Origin of the sequence: Mycolicibacterium madagascariense, from assembly GCF_010729665.1 — a bacterium.
GTDB classification, from domain to species: Bacteria; Actinomycetota; Actinomycetes; order Mycobacteriales; family Mycobacteriaceae; genus Mycobacterium; species Mycobacterium madagascariense.
Genome location: NZ_AP022610.1, coordinates 870,558 through 888,964, shown reverse-complemented (window position 1 = coordinate 888,964; position 18,407 = coordinate 870,558). Strand labels below are relative to the sequence as shown.

19 protein-coding genes are annotated in these 18,407 nt (G+C 67.7%); 8 read left to right on the top strand and 11 right to left on the bottom strand.

The features are described 5' to 3' along the window. Positions 1 to 16 precede the first annotated feature (16 nt). The 4 genes from G6N60_RS04115 to G6N60_RS04100 all read right to left on the bottom strand — a co-directional run bounded on the left by G6N60_RS04115 (position 17) and on the right by G6N60_RS04100 (position 2,919). Entirely contained in the window at positions 17 to 298 is a 282-nt protein-coding gene (locus G6N60_RS04115) for a DUF2516 family protein (protein WP_179969757.1), read from the bottom strand. 77 nt (positions 299 to 375) lie between these two features. Further along, positions 376 to 1,053 (bottom strand): heparin-binding hemagglutinin, encoded by a 678-nt coding sequence (locus G6N60_RS04110; RefSeq protein ID WP_163732938.1) that lies wholly within the window; start codon positions 1,051 to 1,053, stop codon positions 376 to 378. A gap of 56 nt (positions 1,054 to 1,109) precedes the next feature. Beyond that, positions 1,110 to 1,502, bottom strand: a complete 393-nt coding sequence (locus G6N60_RS04105) for a helix-turn-helix domain-containing protein (RefSeq protein WP_163732934.1) — start codon at positions 1,500 to 1,502, stop codon at positions 1,110 to 1,112. 85 nt (positions 1,503 to 1,587) lie between these two features. After that, the gene (locus G6N60_RS04100; protein WP_163732931.1) at positions 1,588 to 2,919 is read right to left on the bottom strand and encodes a DUF445 domain-containing protein; all 1,332 of its coding nucleotides are present in this window, start codon (positions 2,917 to 2,919) and stop codon (positions 1,588 to 1,590) included. A gap of 87 nt (positions 2,920 to 3,006) precedes the next feature. On the opposite strand from G6N60_RS04100, the gene G6N60_RS04095 reads away from it, so the two are divergent. The 3 genes from G6N60_RS04095 (at position 3,007) to G6N60_RS04085 (ending at position 5,545) form a co-directional block, all read left to right on the top strand. Further along, positions 3,007 to 3,711: a TetR/AcrR family transcriptional regulator gene (locus G6N60_RS04095; RefSeq protein WP_163732928.1), complete on the top strand. Its 705-nt coding sequence runs from the start codon at positions 3,007 to 3,009 to the stop codon at positions 3,709 to 3,711. Positions 3,712 to 3,715: 4 nt separating this feature from the next. After that, positions 3,716 to 4,588 (top strand): polyphosphate kinase 2 family protein, encoded by an 873-nt coding sequence (locus G6N60_RS04090; RefSeq protein WP_163732923.1) that lies wholly within the window; start codon positions 3,716 to 3,718, stop codon positions 4,586 to 4,588. 108 nt (positions 4,589 to 4,696) lie between these two features. Next, positions 4,697 to 5,545 (top strand): endonuclease domain-containing protein, encoded by an 849-nt coding sequence (locus G6N60_RS04085; RefSeq protein ID WP_163732920.1) that lies wholly within the window; start codon positions 4,697 to 4,699, stop codon positions 5,543 to 5,545. A 63-nt stretch (positions 5,546 to 5,608) separates the two neighbouring features. Here G6N60_RS04085 and G6N60_RS04080 read toward each other — a convergent pair whose 3' ends face one another. From G6N60_RS04080 to G6N60_RS04070, 3 genes are all read right to left on the bottom strand, one after another. Then, positions 5,609 to 6,463, bottom strand: a complete 855-nt coding sequence (locus G6N60_RS04080; RefSeq protein ID WP_163732917.1) for a 3-hydroxybutyryl-CoA dehydrogenase — start codon at positions 6,461 to 6,463, stop codon at positions 5,609 to 5,611. 95 nt (positions 6,464 to 6,558) lie between these two features. Then, positions 6,559 to 7,845: an isocitrate lyase gene (gene aceA / locus G6N60_RS04075; protein ID WP_163732915.1), complete on the bottom strand. Its 1,287-nt coding sequence runs from the start codon at positions 7,843 to 7,845 to the stop codon at positions 6,559 to 6,561. A gap of 256 nt (positions 7,846 to 8,101) precedes the next feature. Next, the gene (locus G6N60_RS04070) at positions 8,102 to 8,878 is read right to left on the bottom strand and encodes an acyl-[acyl-carrier-protein] thioesterase (protein ID WP_246241114.1); all 777 of its coding nucleotides are present in this window, start codon (positions 8,876 to 8,878) and stop codon (positions 8,102 to 8,104) included. Positions 8,879 to 9,021: 143 nt separating this feature from the next. Here G6N60_RS04070 and ramB point away from each other — a divergent pair, with 143 nt between their 5' ends. Both ramB and G6N60_RS04060 read left to right on the top strand, forming a co-directional pair. Then, the gene (gene ramB, locus G6N60_RS04065; RefSeq protein WP_163732909.1) at positions 9,022 to 10,449 is read left to right on the top strand and encodes an acetate metabolism transcriptional regulator RamB; all 1,428 of its coding nucleotides are present in this window, start codon (positions 9,022 to 9,024) and stop codon (positions 10,447 to 10,449) included. Further along, positions 10,446 to 10,997, top strand: a complete 552-nt coding sequence (locus tag G6N60_RS04060; RefSeq protein WP_163732906.1) for a carboxymuconolactone decarboxylase family protein — start codon at positions 10,446 to 10,448, stop codon at positions 10,995 to 10,997. The genes ramB and G6N60_RS04060 overlap by 4 nt, the downstream gene beginning before the upstream one ends. Before the next feature lies 1 nt (position 10,998). Here G6N60_RS04060 and G6N60_RS04055 read toward each other — a convergent pair whose 3' ends face one another. The 3 genes from G6N60_RS04055 to G6N60_RS04045 are packed head-to-tail and all read right to left on the bottom strand — an operon-like array spanning position 10,999 to position 13,183. Continuing rightward, positions 10,999 to 11,268 (bottom strand): hypothetical protein, encoded by a 270-nt coding sequence (locus G6N60_RS04055; protein ID WP_163732904.1) that lies wholly within the window; start codon positions 11,266 to 11,268, stop codon positions 10,999 to 11,001. Between the two features lie 10 nt (positions 11,269 to 11,278). Then, positions 11,279 to 12,673 (bottom strand): dihydrolipoyl dehydrogenase, encoded by a 1,395-nt coding sequence (gene lpdA / locus G6N60_RS04050; protein WP_163732900.1) that lies wholly within the window; start codon positions 12,671 to 12,673, stop codon positions 11,279 to 11,281. A 21-nt stretch (positions 12,674 to 12,694) separates the two neighbouring features. Beyond that, positions 12,695 to 13,183: a DUF779 domain-containing protein gene (locus G6N60_RS04045; RefSeq protein WP_163732896.1), complete on the bottom strand. Its 489-nt coding sequence runs from the start codon at positions 13,181 to 13,183 to the stop codon at positions 12,695 to 12,697. A 58-nt stretch (positions 13,184 to 13,241) separates the two neighbouring features. Between G6N60_RS04045 and G6N60_RS04040 the strand changes: the two genes are divergently transcribed. From G6N60_RS04040 to G6N60_RS04030, 3 genes are read left to right on the top strand one after another with little or no spacing between them, the layout of a single operon-like run. Continuing rightward, on the top strand, positions 13,242 to 15,260 hold the full coding sequence (locus G6N60_RS04040) for a prolyl oligopeptidase family serine peptidase (protein WP_179969756.1): 2,019 nt from the start codon (positions 13,242 to 13,244) through the stop codon (positions 15,258 to 15,260). Further along, the gene (locus G6N60_RS04035) at positions 15,257 to 15,892 is read left to right on the top strand and encodes an RNA polymerase sigma factor (protein WP_163732889.1); all 636 of its coding nucleotides are present in this window, start codon (positions 15,257 to 15,259) and stop codon (positions 15,890 to 15,892) included. Before G6N60_RS04040 ends, G6N60_RS04035 begins: the two co-directional genes overlap by 4 nt. Further along, positions 15,892 to 16,116: an anti-sigma factor family protein gene (locus G6N60_RS04030; protein ID WP_163732886.1), complete on the top strand. Its 225-nt coding sequence runs from the start codon at positions 15,892 to 15,894 to the stop codon at positions 16,114 to 16,116. The genes G6N60_RS04035 and G6N60_RS04030 overlap by 1 nt, the downstream gene beginning before the upstream one ends. A gap of 47 nt (positions 16,117 to 16,163) precedes the next feature. Here the strand turns inward: G6N60_RS04030 and G6N60_RS04025 are convergent, their stop codons facing one another. Then, the gene (locus G6N60_RS04025) at positions 16,164 to 17,927 is read right to left on the bottom strand and encodes a cellulase family glycosylhydrolase (RefSeq protein WP_163732882.1); all 1,764 of its coding nucleotides are present in this window, start codon (positions 17,925 to 17,927) and stop codon (positions 16,164 to 16,166) included. Positions 17,928 to 18,407: the final 480 nt, after the last annotated feature.

The following is an 18,407-nucleotide window of genomic DNA, read 5'->3' as shown; positions in this document are numbered from 1 at the left end:
AGATGCAGCATGCGGGCTATCGCGACTTCCCCTGGACCTCGAGGATCTTGGGCCTGACGTCGACGAGGTAGATGCCGACGGCGCACGCCGCGATCGCCGAGCCGACCGGAGGCGGCAAGAGGAATCCCAACACGCCCGTCCCGCCGAGGATGGCCAACCAGATCGGCTTGCTGAGCTTCTCGGCGGCGGGGTAGGCATCGGTGCGCTGCAGCGCCGCGTGCACGAAGGCGTACAACCCCGCGAGGAGAACGCCCACCTGAATGGCGAAGAGGACGTAACTCGCCAGGTTTTGAAGCATCACGCTCCAAGCCTATGCGGGTTACGTCCCCTTGGTCGACTCGCCGCCGCGGCGGCTCGTCGGGGCAGGTCGCCGACCTACTTCTGGGTGACCTTCTTGGCGGGCGCCTTCTTGGCCGGAGCCTTCTTGGCGGGCGCCTTCTTGGCGGGGGCCTTCACCGGCGCCGCGGCCTTGGCGGGGGCCTTCGCCGGCGCCTTGGCGGGGGCCTTGTCCAGGGGCGCGTTCTTCGCGGCGCGCTGCACCGGGGTGACGGCCTCGGCGGCCTTGCTGGGCAGCTCGACGCCCACCAGCTTGGCGGCGCGCTCGCCGACCGCGCGGGTCTGCGAGGCGACGGTGCCGAGGGCATCCTGGGTCAGCTCGACGGCCTGGTCGGTGACGCTCTCGACGCGGCTGGCGGCCTCCTCGAGCGCGGGCGTGCTGCGCAGACGCGTCAGCGCCTCCTCGCCACGCTCGACGAGCTTGTTGTACTGCGCGGTCGCGGCCTCGGCGTAGCCCTCGGCGGCCTTGCGCAGCTCGTCGGAGCTCAGCTTCTCGCGCAGTTCGGCGACCTGGTTGGGCAGCTCCTCCTGCAGCTTGCTCAGCTGGGCGCGGCGCTCTTCGGCGCGCGTCGAGGCCTCGGAGCGGGCCTCCTCGGCACGCTCGCGCAGGCTCGTCACGATCTCGTTCACGGTCGCGAGCGCCAGATCGGCGGCGCCGACGGCGGCAAGCAGCGGGGCCTTCAGGTCTTCAACGGTGGGCTGGTTCTTCTCGGCCATGGTCTTCTTCCTCTCGGACGTCGTTTCGGTTGGCTGTTTCAGCAGATGGTCGGATGTCAGTCAGTGGCTGGCTCCGCATCCAAGGCCTCGTTCTGCTCACGGAACGAGGTGTAGATGTCGAGCAGCACCTGCTTCTGCCGCTCGGTGATCGCGCTGTCCATGACGATCGCGTCGCGAACCTCGCTCGGCTCGCTGGGTTCGAGAAGTCCGGCCCTGACGTAGAGCACGTCCGCAGAGACCCGAAGCGCCTTGGCGATCTGGTTGAGCACCTCTGCAGAAGGTTTCCGCAATCCCCGCTCGATCTGGCTGAGGTAGGGATTGCTGACACCGGCCTTCTCGGCCAGCTGCCGCACCGAAACCTGCGCAGCTTCGCGCTGGCTACGGATGAAGCCTCCGATGTCCTGTGCGGCGGTGGAGACGACGGCGGCAAGGTTCTCGTCCTGCGGCATGCCGTCCCCTTCCACATCGGGTATCCGAATTGCTTCGAACACCACCGTAGAACGGGGTGCTAACTATTGCAAGCGCTTGTTAGCGCTAATGCGAGAGATGGCTGACCAGTTCACCGATCGAGAAGATGATCAACCCCGCGACCGAGCCGACGACCGTGCCGTTGATGCGAATGAACTGCAGGTCACGGCCGACGTGCAGCTCGATGCGACGGCTCGCCTCGTCGGCGTCCCAGCGCTCGATGGTGTCGGTGATGATTGCTGTGATCTCCGTCCCATACTGCGAGACGAGGTGCTGGGCGGCCCTGACGATCCAGTTGTCGACCTTGTCGCGCAGGTTGGCGTCATCGCGCAGCGACTCCCCGATGTGCACCACCGAGTCGGCGATCCTGGTGCGCAGCGTCGACTGCGGGTCGTCGACGGACTCCATGAAGATGCGCTTGGCCGTCGTCCACGCCGTCTCCGCGGCCTTCGTCACCTCTTCGCGGGCCATGATCTGGTCCTTGACCTTCTCGGCCCTGGCAATGGTCGCCTCGTCGTTCTGCAGGTCGTCGGCGAACTCAAAGAGGAACTTCGTCGCCGACCGCCGCAGCTCGTGGTCGGGATTGCGGCGCACCTTGTCGGTGAAGTCCATCAGCTCGCGGTGGATCCGGTCGCCCACCAGGCTGTCGACCCACCGGGGTGTCCACGTCGGCGAGTCCCGCTCGATGACGCGCTCGATGATGTCGTCGGCGCCCAGCGACCATTCGAACGCGCGGTCGGCGAGCAGCTGCAGCAGCGCCTCCTGCCGATGCTCCTCGAGCAGGCTGGAGAGCACCCGGCCCGCCGGCGGCCCCCACTGCGGCTGCGCGATGCGCTTGACGATCATCTTGTCCAGCACCTGCTGGACGTCCTCGTCGCGCAGCATCTCGACGATCACCCGCAACACCGTCGAGGCCTCGGCGGCCACCCGCTCGGCGTTGCGCGTGTCGGCGAGCCACTTGCCCGTGCGGCTCGCGACGTCGGCTTCGCGGATCTTGGTCTCGATCACCTCGGGCGACATGAAGTTCTCGCGCACGAACGAGCCGAGCCCCTCGCCCAGCTGGTCCTTCTTGCGCTTGATGATCGCGGTGTGCGGAATCGGGATGCCCAGCGGATGCTTGAACAGCGCCGTGACCGCAAACCAGTCGGCGAGCCCGCCCACCATGCCCGCCTCGGCGGCGGCGTTGACGTAGCCCAGCCACCCGTGCGTGCCGACGATCTTGGTGACGACGTAGACGAGGAGCGCGCCGAGCAGGAAGCTCAGCGCGACGACCTTCATCCGGCGCAGCCCGCGACGCCGCTCGGCATCGGCCGCGGAGTCCACGCCCGCGAAGGATTCGGCAAAGCTCGACCGCGGTTCCGCGGTGGGGGTTCGTGCCACGGGTCCATCATCCTGCATGTCCGCCGCGGCAGGTCGTCCCACCGAGGCACGCGTCGGATTCGGCCGTATCATCGACGAGAACGAGGGAATGGAAGACGGGCGGAAGTGGCACAGCAGACCCCGGCCGGACCGGTGAAGACCGACGGGCGCAAACGACGCTGGCACCAGCACAAAGTCGATCGACGCAACGAGTTGGTCGACGGCACGCTCGATGCCATCCGGCTCCGTGGCAGCAACGTGAGCATGGATGAGATCGCCGCCGAGATCGGTGTGTCGAAGACCGTGCTCTACCGCTACTTCGTCGACAAGAACGACCTGACGACCGCCGTCATGATGCGGTTCGCGCAGACCACCCTGATCCCCAACATGGCGGCCGCGCTGACGGCCAACCTCGACGGCTACGACCTGACCCGCGAGATCATCCGGGTGTACGTCCACACGGTGGCCGCCGAGCCGGAGATCTATCCGTTCGTGATGGCCAACAGTTCGGCCAGCAAGAGCAAGGCCGTAGCCGAGTCCGAACAGATCATCGCCCGCATGCTCGGCGTCATGCTGCGCAGGCGGATGGCGTCGGTCGGCATGGACACCAGCGGCGCCAACCCGTGGGCGTTCATGATCGTCGGCGGCGTGCAGCTGGCCACCCACTCCTGGATGTCGAACCCGCGGATGACGGCCGACGAGCTGATCGACTACCTGACGATGCTGTCGTGGAACGCGTTGCGGGGCATCGTCGAGGTGGGCGGATCGCTGGAGAGTTTCAACGCGTCACCCCATCCCTCCCCGGTGTTGCCGCCGCACCTGCTTGACTGACGGGATGGCCCGAACCCCCGACGCCGACCTTCCGTCGCTCTGGACCCACGAACCGCACGACCTCCTGGAGTTCCGGGCGGGCACCGCGGTCGCCGACATCGAGACGGCTTCGACGCCCGGATTCACCGGCAAGAAGAAGGATTCGGGCGACCTGCAGGACGAGCGCAACGAGGTGTTCGCCGACCTGCAGGAGATGCTGTATGCCGGCAGCCGCGCCGGGGACACCCGCAAGATCCTCCTCGTGCTGCAGGGCATGGACACCGCGGGCAAGGGCGGAATCGTCAAACACGTTGTGGGAGCGGGCAATCCGCAGGGCATCCGATACTCGAGCTTCGGCAAGCCGACCGAGGAGGAGCTCGCCCACGACTACCTGTGGCGGATTCGCAAGGCGCTGCCGCCGGCGGGCCACATCGGCGTGTTCGACCGGTCGCACTACGAGGACGTCCTCGCCGTACGGGTGCACGATCTGGTGCCGCCCGAGGTGTGGGGCCGACGCTACGACGAGATCAACGCGTTCGAGCGGGAACTCGTCGACGACGGGACGACGATCGTCAAGTGCGCGATGTTCGTCTCGCTCGACGAGCAGAAGAAGCGGCTCGCCAAACGGCTGCGCCGCCCCGACAAGTTCTGGAAGTTCAACCCCGCCGACATCGACGAACGCGAGCTGTGGCCCAAGTACCAGGAGGCCTACCAGGCGGTGCTCGACCGCACCTCGACCGAATACGCGCCGTGGCACGTCATCCCCTGCGACCGCAAGTGGTACTCGCGCCTGGCGATCACCGAGCTGCTGATCGAGGCGCTCGACGGCCTCGACTTGGCTTGGCCGCCACCGGATTTCGACGTCAAGGCGGAGAAGCGTCGGCTCAAGACGGCCTAGCCGCCGAGCGCACGCTTGTTGACGGCTCTACTCGACGTTCGTGTCCAACAAGCGTGCACTCGGCGATCGGTGCGACCGAGGCCCCGCCGGCGCCGTGACGATGGACGGGTGCCGGACCGCCTGATCGTCGCCACCGAAGCGCTCGCCTCGGGACAGTTGACGAGGCGCGACCTACGGCAGCGCTACACCAAGGTCTATCGAAACGTCTACGCTCCCCACGGCGCCGAGTTGACGGCCCGCGACCGGGCGCATGCGGCGTGGCTGTGGTCGGGCCGACGAGCCGTCCTCGTCGGGCATTCGGCAGCAGCCCTCCTGGGCAGCCGCTGGATTCCACCGGAGTTACCGGCAGAGGTCGCGCACTCGCGCCGGGATACGCCACGCGGAATCGTGATGCACAGCAACGACATTCGAGACGACGAACTGTGCACCGTCGACGGCATGGTGTGCACGACGGATGCCCGGACGTCCTATGACCTCGGGCGCCGACTACCCCTCGAGACCGCCGTGATCCGCATCGACGCTCTCCTGAATGCGACGGGCACGCCGCCGTCGCGAGTCGAGGACGTCGCGGCACGGTACCCGGGCGCGAGAGGTGTGCGGCGTTTGCGACGGGCGCTCGATCTAGTCGATACGGGTGCCGAGTCACCGCAAGAGACACGCCTCCGCCTACTCCTGGTGGAGGCGGGCCTGCCACGGCCCGTCACGCAGATCCCCGTGACGAACGAATGGGGTCGTGTCGTCCGCCGCATCGACATGGGGTGGCCCGAGCGAATGGTCGGTGCTGAGTACGACGGCGAGCAGCACTTCACGGGTCCCGCCGATTACGCCAACGACATCATGCGCTTGGAGTTCCTGGCCAACCGCGGGTGGACGATCGTCAGGGTCAGCGCGCGTCAACTGCGCTACGAGCGCGCTGCGATCGTGGCCAGGGTCCAGAGAGCGCTCGGGCATCGCTGAGCGCACGCTTGTTGACGGGGTTACTCGACGTTTGCGTACAAGAAGCGTGCGCTCGGCGGCCGACTAGTAGTCGTAGAAGCCCTTGCCCGACTTCTTGCCCAACTGCCCCGCCTCGACCATGCGCTGCAGCAGCGGCGGCGGGCCGTACTGCGGCTCCTTGAACTCCTCGAACATGCTGTCCGCAATCAGCTTCAGCGTGTCCAGCCCCACCAGGTCGCTCAGCCGCAGCGGGCCCATCGGGTGCGACAGCCCGGCGACGACGGCGGTGTCGATGTCCTCGACCGTCGCGACGCCGGCCTCCGCCATCCTAATCGCGGATAGCAGGTAGGGCACCAGCAGCGCGTTGACGACGAAGCCCGAGCGGTCGGTGCACCGCACGACCTTCTTGCCCAGGGTCTCGCTGGCGAACTGCTCGACGCGCGCAAGCGCCCCGTCGGACGTGACGAGCGTGGGCACCAGCTCGACGAGCGGCAGCACCGGGACCGGGTTGAAGAAGTGCAGTCCGAGCACGCGGCTCGGGTTCTTGGTGGCCGCCGCGATCTTCATGATGGGGATGCTCGAGGTGTTGGACGCTAATACCGCGTCCGGATCGGTGACGACCTCGTCGAGTTGCGCGAACACCTTGGTCTTCACCGCGGCGTCCTCGACGATCGCCTCGACCACCAGCTGACGGTCCGCGAGGTCGGCCATGTCGGTCGCGACGCTGAGCCGCGCCAACGCGTCGTCGCGGTCGGCCTCAGACAGCTTGCCGCGGCTGACGCCACGCTCCAGCGAGGTGGCGATGCGGTCGCGGCCCGCCTTCGCCAGCGCCTCGGTCGGCTCGTAGATGCGGACGTCCGCACCGGCCCGCAGTGACACCTCGGCGATGCCCGCTCCCATTTGCCCGGCGCCCACGACGCCCACTCGTTCGATAGTCACGCTGACACTCTCTCCTGAACCGCCAGCAGACGCAAAAGGCCCTGAAACACGCGGTTTCAGGGCCGTTTGCGTCTGCTCGCGCAGAAAACCGGGACTTAGTGGAACTGGCCCTCTTCGGTCGAGCCCGCGAGCGCGGTGGTCGACGAGGTCGGGTCCACGGTGGTGGCGATGCGGTCGAAGTAGCCGGCGCCAACCTCGCGCTGGTGCTTCGTCGCGGTGTAGCCACGCTCCTCAGCGGCGAACTCCCGCTCCTGCAGCTCGACGTACGCGCTCATCTGGTTGCGGGCGTAGCCGTAGGCCAGGTCGAACATCGAGTAGTTGAGGGCGTGGAAGCCGGCCAGGGTGATGAACTGGAACTTGAAGCCCATGGCGCCGAGCTCCTTCTGGAACTTCGCGATGGTCGCGTCGTCCAGGTGCTGCTTCCAGTTGAAGGACGGCGAGCAGTTGTAGGCCAGCATCTGGTCGGGGAATTCGCTCTTGACGCCCTCGGCGAACTTCTTGGCCAGCTCCAGGTCCGGGGTGCCGGTCTCCATCCAGATGAGGTCGGCGTACGGCGCGTAGGACTTGGCGCGCGAGATGCACGGCTCCAGGCCGTTCTTGACGCGGTAGAAGCCTTCGGCGGTGCGCTCGCCGGTGACGAACGGGCGGTCGCGCTCGTCGACGTCGGAGGTGATGAGCGTGGCGGCCTCGGCGTCGGTGCGGGCGATGACGAGCGTGGGGACGTCGGCGACGTCGGCCGCCAGACGCGCCGAGGTCAGGGTGCGGATGTGCTGCTGGGTGGGGATCAGCACCTTGCCACCGAGGTGGCCGCACTTCTTCTCCGAGGCCAGCTGGTCCTCCCAGTGCGAACCGGCGACACCGGCCGCGATCATGGCCTTCTGCAGCTCGTAGACGTTGAGCGCGCCACCGAAGCCGGCTTCGCCGTCGGCGACGATCGGGGCGAGCCAGTTCTCGACGGAGCGGTCGCCCTCGACCTTGGCGATCTGGTCGGCGCGCAGCAGCGCGTTGTTGATGCGGCGCACGACCTGCGGCACCGAGTTGGCCGGGTAGAGGCTCTGGTCGGGGTAGGTGTGGCCGGACAGGTTCGCGTCACCGGCGACCTGCCACCCGGATAGGTAGATGGCCTTGAGGCCGGCGCGGACCTGCTGCACGGCCTGGTTGCCGGTCAGGGCGCCGAGCGAGTTGACGAAGTCCATGTCGTGGAGCTGCTCCCACAGCACCTCGGCGCCACGGCGGGCGAGGGTGGACTCTTCGACGACGGTGCCCTGCAGCGCCACGACGTCCTGCGGGCTGTAGGTGCGGGTGATGCCCTTCCAGCGGGGGTTGTGGTCCCAGTCGTGCTGGATCTGTTCGGGCGACTTCGGTGTGCCAACGGTGGACATCGGGCTCCTTCGGTTACGGCCGCAGGCGACGTCTGGCTGATCTTGTTAACGCCACCGCGAGTTAACTTTTACTGCTAAGACGAGAGTGTCACAGCCCATATACGCAGGTCCACCCGTTTCGCTTGTCAATTTTCGCCAAGCACCTTCGGCATCTTGCGAAGGTTGCGAAGCCAAGCGGAGCTGAAACGGTTCAGAAGTTACCCGACGGTAGCACGTCCTCGCAGGTCAGTACGCTCGTACTGTTAACCGGACCGATTCAGAGTGCGAACAGGCAGGCGACGGCCTTGACCTCGTCGCCGACCACATATGTGAGCGTTGTAACAGTGCGGTCGACGAGGTAGTCGCCGAACGCGTCCGTCGAACCCGCCGGGTGCACGTGGGTGAGGATCTCGAGCTTGTCCCCGAGGGCGACGGGCAGGTCGTGCTCGATCGTGACCCGCAGCGGTGCGCCGAGCAGATCGGGGTGGGCGTCGAGGTACTCCTCGACCACCGACCAGTACACGGAGTTGTTCATGTGGTCGAAGATGTCGATGTCGCTGGCCCGCACCGGGTAGTCGCGGGTCTCGTCGGCGGTGTCGCGGCCGCCCGCCGTCAAGTAGGCCTTCCACCGCAGCCGGTCGACGGTGGTCGTGCGCCGCAGGCCGGCCAGGAAGTCGTCGGAGATGCGCGATGGGCCCTGCGTCTCGCGGTTGATGTTGATCCAGAACGCCTCGGACTCCATCAGCCCGCCCTTGCGGCCGTCGATGCGCACGCGCATCTCGCACCACCGGTTCGACGTGCCCGAGCACCAGCGGCGCAGGCGCAGGATGTCCTTGAACTCGATGGGCTCGATGAGGTCGATCATGGTCCGCCGGACGATCCACAGCGGGTGGGTCTCGTCGTAGCCCATCTCGCGCAGCTGATCCGAGCCGACGTCCTGGATGTGGCGGGTGGCGGCGTCGAACTTCAACCGGCCCCGGCGATCCACGTCGGCCACCCGCAGCGGCCACTGGGTGTCGAAGACGTCGGGGTGCGGGTCCGGCACCGGCATCATGGTCTTGGCCAGGCCGGTTCGCAGGCTGTGCGACGGGTCTTCGGCACTTCCCCCGGTGTTGCTCACGGATCCCGATACTGCCACAGGCATTTCCATGCCAATGATGCGAAGAATGCCTTCGCACGGTTGCTAGCCTCGACGTCGTGGCCAAGACCTTCGTCGGATCGCGCGTGCGCCAGCTCCGCAGCGAACGCGGCTTCAGCCAGGCGGCGTTGGCGCAGATGCTGGACATCTCCCCCAGCTACCTCAACCAGATCGAGCACGACGTGCGGCCGCTCACGGTGGCGGTCCTACTGCGGATAACCGAGGTGTTCGGCGTCGACGCGACGTTCTTCGCCAGCCAGGACGACACGCGGTTGGTGGCCGAGCTGCGCGAGGTGACGATGGACCGCGACCTCGGCGTCGACGTCGACCTGGCCGAGATCGCCGACGTGGTGGGCGCGCATCCGACCCTGGCGCGCGCGATGGTCAACCTGCACCGGCGCTACCGCCTGACCACCACGCAGCTGGCCGCGGCCACCGAGGACCGCTTCTCCGACGGCAGCGGCGCCAGCTCCGGGTCGGGCGCGATCTCCATGCCGCACGAAGAGGTGCGCGACTACTTCTACCAGCGGCAGAACTACCTGCACGAGCTGGACACCGCCGCCGAGGACCTCACGCTGCGGATGCGCATGCACCGCGCGGACCTGTCCCGGGACCTGTCCGACCGCCTGGTGGCCGTGCACGGCGTGCGGATCGTCAACCGCGTCGACCTCGGCGGCGGCGTGCTGCACCGCTTCGACCCGGCGACCAAGACCCTGGAGATCGCCGGCCACCTGCCGTCGGGCCAGTACGTGTTCCGGCTCGCCGCCGAGCTGGGCTACCTCGAGTTCGGCGACCTGATCGACACCCTCGTCGACGAGGGCATGTTCGCCAGCGACGAATCGCGGATCCTGGCGCGGCTCGGCCTGGCCAACTACTTCGCCGCGGCCACCGTGCTGCCCTACCGTCAGTTCCACGACAAGGCCGAGGAGTTCCGCTACGACGTCGAGCGGCTGTCGGCGTTCTACTCGGTCAGCTACGAGACCATCGCGCACCGGCTGTCCACCCTGCAGCGTCCGTCGATGCGCGGGGTGCCGCTGTCGTTCGTCCGCGTGGACCGCGCGGGCAACATGTCGAAACGCCAGTCCGCCACGGGTTTTCACTTCTCCGCCAGTGGCGGCACCTGCCCGCTCTGGAACGTCTACGAGACGTTCGCCAACCCCGGCAAGATCGGGGTGCAGATCGCCCAGATGCCCGACGGGCGGCACTACATGTGGGTCGCCCGTACGGTGGAGCGACGGGCGTCGCGCTATGGTCAGCCGGGTAAGACGTTCGCGATCGGGCTCGGCTGCGAGCTCCGGCACGCGCAGCGTCTGGTGTATTCGGAGGGTCTCGACTTGTCTGGTGACGTCGCCACGCCGATCGGCGCGGGGTGCCGGGTCTGCGAGCGGGACAACTGCCCTCAACGCGCGTTTCCCGCTCTGGGTCGCGCGCTCGACCTCGACGAGCATCGGAGCACGGTGTCGCCCTACCTGGTGAAGCACTCATGACGGAGACTCAGCCCGCCCGCATCCCGTCGACCGGGAGCGTGCGCGAACTCGGCCCGATCGGCTGGATCATCGCCAAGCTCGGGGCCCGCGTCATACGCGCGCCGCGCTTTCACCTAATGGACGTCATCGGTCAGCACCGCCTGCTGCTGCTGGCGTGGCTGCCCTACTCCGGCGTGCTGCTCAACTGGGGCAAGCTGTCTCGCAAGGACGCCGAGCTGGTCATCCTGCGCGTCGGGCATCTTCGGGACAGCGAATACGAGCTGCAGCAGCACCGCCGGCTCGCCCGCAGCCGGGGGCTCAGCGACGAGACGCAGGCCGCCATCTTCGCCGGCCCCGACTCCGACGGGCTGACCGACCGCCAGCGGGTGCTGATCACCGCGACCGACGAGTTCGTCGTCACCCGGTCGATGTCGCAGGAGACCTGGTCGGCGCTGGCGTCGCACCTGGACCGCAAGCAGCTCATCGAGTTCTGCATGCTGGCCGCCCAGTACGACGGGTTGGCCGCGACGCTGGCGACGCTGCGGGTCCCGCTCGACTTCCGGGACTGAGCTAGAGGTAGGTGACCGCGAGCACGCTGATCGAGAACACGATCGGCGAGACCGGCAGGCACCAGAGGAACGCCGCCTTCGCAAAAGCCTTGCGGCCGTAGCTGATTCGCCCGAGCAATCCCGCCACGACCGCCAGCACCAATGAGCCCGCCGCGACGACGAGGACCCACGTGCTCACCGTCGTCGTCGAGGTCGCCAGCGAGATCGCCAGCAGCCACAGCATGTGCCCGACGATCAGACCTCCGAGCCCCGCGACGACCGTCGCTCTCACGCGTCGACCCTCAGAAGTTGATCATGTGGCCGGCCAGGCCGTGGAAGCACTCCTGCAACGCCTCGGACAGCGTGGGATGGGTGTGCACGTTGCGGGCCAGCTCGTTCACGGTCAGGTCCCACTTCTGGGCCAGCGTCAGCTCCGGCAGCAGCTCGGAGACGTCATGGCCGATGAGGTGCCCGCCGAGCAGTTCGCCATACTTGGCGTCGGCGATCAGCTTGACGAAGCCGCTGGGGTCGCCCATGCCGTGCGACTTGCCGTTGGCGGTGAACGGGAACTTGGCGACCTTCACGTCGTAGCCCTCGTCGCGGGCCTGCTGCTCGGTGAGCCCGAAGCTGGCGACCTGCGGCTGGCAGAACGTGGCGCGCGGCATCATCCGGTAGTCGCCGAGCGGCAGGGTCTCCGCACCGGCGATGGTCTCGGCGGCGACGACGCCCATGGCCTCGGCGACGTGGGCCAGCTGCAGCTTGCCGGTGACGTCACCGATCGCGTAGATGTGCGGCTTGTTGGTGCGCATGTGGTCGTCGACGGCGATGCCGCCGCGATCGGTGAGCTCGACGCCCGCCTTCTTCAGGTCGAAGCCGTCGACGTTGGGCACGAAGCCGATGGCCTGCATGACCTTGTCGGCCTTGAGTTCCTCGGACTTGCCGTCCTTGCTGATCGAGACGGTGACCGTCGACCCGTCGTCCTTGATCGACTCGACCTTGGTGCCGGTGAGGATCTTGACCCCGAGCTTCTTGAACTGCTTCTCGATCTCCTTGGAGACCTCGGCGTCCTCGTTGGGCAGGGCGCGAGGCAGGAATTCGACGATCGTCACGTCGACGCCGTAGTTCTTCATCACGTAGGCGAACTCCATGCCGATCGCTCCCGCGCCGGCGATGACGATCGAGGAGGGCAGCTCGCGCTCCATGATCTGCTCTTCGTAGGTGATGACGTTCTTGCTCATCGACGTGCCGGGCACCAGCTTGGTGTGGGCGCCGGTCGCGATGATGACGTCGTCGAACGTGACGGTCTCGGTGTCGCCCTCGTTGAGGTCGACCTCGATGGTCTTGTCGTCGACGAACTTGCCGTAGCCGTGGATCTCGGTGATCTTGTTCTTCTTCATCAGGAAGTGCACGCCGGCGACGCGGCCCTCGGCGACCTTGCGGCTGCGGTCGAAGGCGGTGCCGTAGTCGAACGTCGCCTCCCCGCTGATGCCGAACTGCTTGGCTTCCTTCGTGAAGATGTGGGCGAGCTCCGCGTTGCGCAGCAGCGCCTTGGACGGGATGCAGCCGACGTTGAGGCAGACGCCACCCCAGTACTTGGGTTCGATGATGGCGGTGTTGAGGCCGAGCTGGGCCGCGCGAATGGCGGCTACGTAACCGCCGGGGCCGGCACCGAGTACGACGACGTCATAGTGAGTCACGTACCCAGCCTAATGGCAGCGTCAGCGCTGAATGCGGGCCGCGGGGATCGGGCAGGCGTCCTGCGCCTCGGCCACGACGTGCGTGCCGGTGTCACGGGGTCGATCACCCGCCTCGTACCTCGCTCCGGTCACCGGTGGTTCCCCGTCGAGCTGCTGGTTCTCGTCCTCGGTGTAGGCCCTACCGCGGCTGAGGAAGCGCATGCCCTCGGGCGCCTCCAGGCTGAACCCACCGCCGCGGCCGGGGACCACGTCGATGACGAGCTGCGTGTGCTTCCACGCCTCGAACTGGCTGCCGGAGATCCAGACCGGCACCCCGTCACCCACGTCGAGGACCGACAGCAGGACGTCGCGGTCACCGACCAGGAATTCCCCCTGCGGGTAGCACATCGGCGAGGACCCGTCACAGCACCCGCCGGACTGGTGGAACATCAACGCGCCATGGCGATCCTGCAGCGTGCGCAGCAGCGCGGCGGCGGCTTCGGTGATCAATGCCCGCGGGGGTGTGGTCATCGTCTCCACGGTAGCCCTCGCAGGTGCCGGCGGAGACCGCATCGCGATGACCTCGCCGATGGGTGGGCACAATGGGGCCGTGAACCAGGACCCCCATCTGTGGCTCGAGGACATCACCGGTGACGACGCGCTGGAGTGGGTGCGCCGGCACAACGAGCCGACCCTCGACGAGCTCTGCGGCGAGCGCTTCGAGCAGATGCGCGCCGAGGCGCTGCAGATCCTCGACACCGACGCCCGCATCCCCTACGTGCGGCGCCGCGGTGAGTACCTCTACAACTTCTGGCGCGACGCCGAGCACCCGCGGGGGCTGTGGCGTCGCACCACGCTGGAGGACTACCGCACCGACGACCCCGACTGGGACGTCCTGCTCGACGTCGACGCCCTCGCCGCCGCCGACGGGGAGAACTGGGTGTGGGCGGGTGCCGACGTCCTCGAGCCCGACTACTCGCTGGCGCTGATCAGCCTGTCCCGCGGCGGCTCCGACGCGACCGTCACCCGCGAATACGACGTGGCCGCACGCCAATTCGTCGTCGACGGCTTCACGCTGCCGGAGGCCAAGTCGAGCGTGTCGTGGGAGGACCGCGACACGGTGCTCGTCGGCACGGACTTCGGCCCCGGGTCGCTGACCGAGTCCGGCTATCCCAGGGTGGTCAAGCGGTGGCGCCGCGGCGAGCCACTGGCCGACGCGCCCACCGTATTCGAGGGCGTCGCCACCGACGTCAGCGTCGGGGTGGGCGTCGACCTCACGCCGGGTTTCGAGCGGCTGCTGGCGTCGCGGTCGGTCGACTTCTTCAACCACGAGCACTTCGAGATCCGCGGTGACGAGCTCGTCCGCATCGACGTGCCGACCGACGCGTCGATCGGCATCCACCGGGAGTGGCTGCTGGTGCGACCGCGCACCGACTGGACCGTCGGCGACACGACCCACCCGGCAGGCTCGCTACTCGCCGCCCGCTACGACGACTTCCTCAGTGGCACGGTCGAATTGACCGTGGTGTTCACACCGGACGACCACACCAGCCTGGACACCTACGCCTGGACCCGCGATCGGATGGTCCTGGTGACCCTCGTCGACGTCGCCACCCACGTCGAACTCGTCACGCCCGGCTCGTGGGCCAGGGAACCCATCGCCGGCGTCCCCGAGCACGCCACCACCGTGATCGTCGACGTCGACGAGTACGGCGACGAGATCTTCCTCGACTCCAGCGGATTCGACAGGCCCTCGACCCTGCTGTGGGGCCGCGCGGGTGACGCGGTCACGGAGATCAAGAGCGCACCGTCGTTCTTCGACGCCTCCGACATCGAGGTCGCCCAGCACTTCGTCGCCTCGGCGGATGGCACCATGATCCCGTACTTCGTGGTGGGACACCGCAATTCGACGGGTCCGGGCAAAACACTGCTCGGCGGGTACGGCGGATTCGAGTCGTCCAACACCCCGGGTTACGGCGGCGTGCTCGGCAAGCTGTGGCTGTCCAGGGGTGGCACGTACGTGCTGGCGAACATCCGCGGTGGCGGCGAATACGGCCCGCGCTGGCACACCCAGGCGATGCGGGAGGGCAGGCACCTGGTCGACGAGGACTTCGCCGCCGTCGCAGCCGACGTCGTGAAACGCGGCATCGCGACCGTCGAACAGCTTGGCGCGCAAGGCGGTAGCAACGGCGGGCTGCTGATGGGCATCATGCTGACGAAGTATCCGGAACTCTTCGGCGCACTGGTGTGCAGCGTGCCGCTGCTGGACATGAAGCGCTACCACCTGCTGCTCGCCGGGGCCTCCTGGGTCGCCGAGTACGGCAACCCGGACGACCCGGAGGACTGGGCCTTCATCTCGAAGTACTCGCCCTACCAGAACATCTCGGCCGAACGCGAGTATCCGGAGTTGTTGATGACGACGTCGACGCGCGACGATCGCGTGCACCCGGGCCACGCCAGGAAGATGACGGCGGCGCTGGAGGAGGCCGGCCACCGGGTGCGGTACTACGAGAACGTCGAGGGCGGGCACGCGGGGGCTGCGGACAACGCGCAGACGGCGTTCCGGTCGGCACTGATCTACGAGTTCCTGCACCGCGCGCTCGAATGACCCCCGCGCCGTACGACGAGACCGCCCTCATCGCCGCCCTGCAGGCCGGCGACGGGGCGGCGTTCGCCCGCGTGGTCGACCTGCATACGCCGTCGATGCTGCGCGTGGCGCGCGGATACGTGCCCAATGCGGCGATCGCCGAGGAGGTCGTCCAGGAGACCTGGCTCGCACTGGTCAAGGGCATCGACGCGTTCGAGGGCCGATCGTCCTTGCGCACCTGGCTGTTCACGGTGCTGATCAACATCGCCAAGAACCGCGGGGTCCGCGAGCGCCGTGACGCCGACGTCGCCGTGACGGCCTTCACCGGCGGGACCGTGGACCCGTCGCGGTTTCGCGCCGCGGGCGAGGAGTGGGCCGGACACTGGCGCGAGACCGAGGAGCCCTCGCCGTTCCCCGAGACGCCCGAGGGTTCGGCCCTCGGCGCGGAACTGCTCGACGTCGCACAGCGGGCACTCGCGAAACTGCCGGAGCGCCAACGTGTCGTGGTGACGCTGCGCGACATGCTGGGGTTCGACTCGGGCGAGGTCTGCGAGCTGCTCGACCTGAGCGTGGCGAATCAACGCGTGCTGCTGCACCGCGGGAGGGCGGCGATCCGCCAGCAGCTGGAGGACTATCTGGGGGATGACGTCTGATGGACTGCATTGAACTCGTCGAATTGGTGACGGCCTATCTCGACGGATCACTGGACGCGCAGACCAGGGAGCGATTCGACCTGCACCTGCTGGAGTGCGACGGCTGCGAGAACTACCTCCAGCAGTTCCGGGTCACCGTGCGCACTCTCGGCTCGCTCGAGCCCCGGGACGTCGCACCGGAGTTCCGCGCCCGCCTCCTGCGGGCGTTCGAGGACTGGCGCTGACGGCAGGCGAGCCGGGCCCCGACTCACCTGCCGCGCTGGGTGATTCGTCAGCCCTTCGCGTGCTTGGGCTTCTTGTCGGAGCTCGACGCCGCCGGCGCAGCGTGTGACGAGCCCGTCGCATCCGCCTTCTGATGCTTGGGCGACGTCTTCGCCGTCGAATCCGACTGTGCCGCAGCGGTCTTGGTGCCCGTGGTCTTGGTCGGCGCCAGGGACGTCAAGGCGGGCTGCGTAGCCGGGATCGCGGCGGGTGAGGTAGCAGCCTTGGTTGTTGCCTTGGTCGCCGCCTGCGTCGGCGTCGCGGCGTCGGTCGCGGCCTTGGTCGCCGTCGCAGCCGGGGTCGCCGCCTTATTAGCCGTCGCCGTGGCCGGCGCCTTGGCCCCCATCATCGCCGCCACCTGCTTCTGGAAGCCGACGGCAGCGGCCTGCACGGAGGCCTGCAGCGCCGTGCCCGCGGCGTTCGCGGAGGCCTCCAGCTGCGTGCCCACGGCGCCCGCCATCGCGTTCACGTTGGCGGCCATCACCGCGGCGGGATCGGTCGGCTGGGCGACGGTGGGCGTGGTCGCCAGTGCGGCGACCGCCGCGGCGTCGGCCGGCGTGACGGCGGGAGCGTCCGGCGTCTGTGCGAGCTTCGTCAGCTTCGCGACGTCGGCGGGGTCGGCGGCCGTGGCGCCCGGCATGGCGAGCGCGAGCTGAGCCATCGCCGGCGTCGTATCGCGTTGCTCCGCAAGCTGTTGGATGACGTAGGCGGCGGGCTTGAGGGTGCCGTCGGACCGGATCACGCCGAGGGTGTCCTCCGGATCCGTGCTGCTGGAGTCGACGTCGTTGAGGGTGTCGATGAACGTCGGACCCGTGTAGCCCAGCGTCGGCCACGTCGTCAGCATGTCCTTGATGAAGGCCGCCTGCTGGTCCTCGGTGGCCACTGACGTCGGCTCGCCGTACTCGGAGGCCCAGATCTGCTTGCTCGCATCGCCATTGGCGACCATGACGTCGCGCATCTCGGTCAACTGGTTGAGCGGCGAGTCGGGCAGGGACGCCCCCTGCGAGAAGGGGGTGCCGTAGTTGTAGGGGTGGAAGGACAGCGCGTCGAAGTAGCCCTCACCGCCCGCGGCGTAGATGCCCTTGACGAACGTCACGGGGTTCATCGTGAAGTCGCCGTAGTCGACGACGGCACCGGTCACGCCGCCGATCACGGTGGCGTTCGGGTCGGCGGCCTTGATCTCGGGATAGGCGGCCTTGAGCAGTTCGGTGTAGGCCGCGGGATCCGGCTTCGGCGCGTAGTAGGTCTGGCCGTTGGGCTCGTTCCAGATCTCGTAGGCGCTGACCTTGCCGGCGTAGCGCTGGGCCACCAGACCCGCGAAGTCGCCGTACTGGGCGGGTGAGGCAGGCGCCCCGCTGATCGCCGGCACCCCGGGGTTCACCGCCCACTGCGGGGACGAGTTCAGCACGCCCAGCACGCCCATGCCGCGGGCGTTGGCGGCATCGATCGTGTAGTCGACCGAACTCCAGTCGTAGTACCCCTGAACGGGCTCGACGCCGGCCCACGGAATGAGCACGCGCACGTCGTTCACGCCGAGCGCCTGCATCTGGTCGAGTTGCTGGTCGATCTGGGCCGGGGTCGCGCCGTACAGGTAGGGATCGGAGAACCCGATGGTCGAGCCGGAGTCGTCGATCGCGGCCGCCGGCATGATGTTGACGGTTGCCACGTTCATCGCGGGAACCAGCGCGGTCGCGCCGACGGCGGCCACCGCCACCGTCGACACCCCGGCACAGACGATCCTGATCACCGGCGGTTGCCATCTCCTGCCAGTCATTTGCCGCATCTTTGAACCCCTCTTCGCTACTCGTCGTGAGATCCCGTCCACCCGAGACCTCCTCTTCCTGGCTTGTTCCCGATCGATTCGTCGAATAACCCTGCTTACGATGAAAAAACCAGGCTTGAGCAGGGTCTTTGGACACTTCGCCGCCCTCACAGGAGTGTAAAATGAACGTGATCTTGATGAATTAGCAAAGACGTCAGTTCTCTACTTAGTTAGCCAAAGCGACGTCATCAACGGGGGTTTTGCTTTGCTCGATTCAGTTCGTGAACGGGTCTCGACTCATCGGCAAAACGATCGCGCGCTCAGCGAACGGACAGCGGACACGCGCTGAGATTCGTGCGAGATATTTTGGATTCCAACGTTGCTGGACCCGGTGTCGGCACTCGAACGGCCAGTGCCGCGGCACGTGATCGCCGCACCGCGCCGCGACGTGCGGCCGTAGGCGAACGCGCGTTTGCTCTCCGGCGCGCGCTT